Origin of the sequence: Flavimaricola marinus, assembly GCF_900184895.1 — a bacterium.
Classification (GTDB): Bacteria; Pseudomonadota; Alphaproteobacteria; order Rhodobacterales; family Rhodobacteraceae; genus Flavimaricola; species Flavimaricola marinus.
The window spans coordinates 1-679 of sequence record NZ_FXZK01000053.1 but is presented as its reverse complement, the minus strand read 5'-3'; the positions used below and the strand labels follow the sequence as shown (position 1 = coordinate 679).

General features: G+C 57.3%; 2 pseudogenes. One reads left to right on the top strand and one right to left on the bottom strand.

Annotated elements, in window-relative coordinates:
• Window positions 1-214: pseudogene (locus LOM8899_RS23010) on the top strand (transposase); the annotation flags it as partial.
• 292 nt (window positions 215-506) lie between these two features.
• Here LOM8899_RS23010 and LOM8899_RS23005 read toward each other — a convergent pair.
• Window positions 507-679, bottom strand: a pseudogene (locus LOM8899_RS23005) (IS5/IS1182 family transposase); the annotation flags it as partial.

The following is a 679-nucleotide window of genomic DNA, read 5'->3' as shown; positions in this document are numbered from 1 at the left end:
AAAGACAAGGGGATACGCCCCTGCATCCCCGGTTGGAAGTCACGCCGCAAAGCTGTTCGCTACGACAAAACGGCGCTATCGCCACCGCAACCGCATCGAGATCATGTTCGGTCGCCTAAAAGACTGGCGCAGAGTCGCAACCTGCTATGACAGATGCGCCAAGACCTTCCTGTCCGCCGTCGCACTCGCGGAAACCGTCATGTTCTGGCTTTGAAGATCAATGAGCCTGAGCCCTAGACTCCAGAGACCGATCGCTTTGCTGTGGAAGTGTGCTTCTTCGGGACGCCGCGATTCTTCCAACCCTACCTGCAACTCCTTCCCCTTTAGTCGCCTGCTCGGACTCTGGCACCCCGGGGCTGAATGTCCAGCAGGAGGTGCTCCATTGTGGACTGGGGGTTCGCAGGGGTTGAGCAGCAAAGAGAATCGACTCCCTTCGCAAGGGTGAGGACACATAGTCAGTATATGACCGTTGCTGCGAGGGCGATGGCGAAGAAGAAGACCTTTGGTCACCTGTTGTATCGGGTCGCCACGCGCCGCCAGCCCTTCGGGCTTCCGCACATGATCTCGATTCGGTTGCGGCGTTCGAACCAACGCTTGTCATATCTGACGGTTGTCTTGCGCCGTTTTCGATGGGAATACAGGTGCCTATCCCTTTGCCTTTCAACGCCTCTCTGAACCA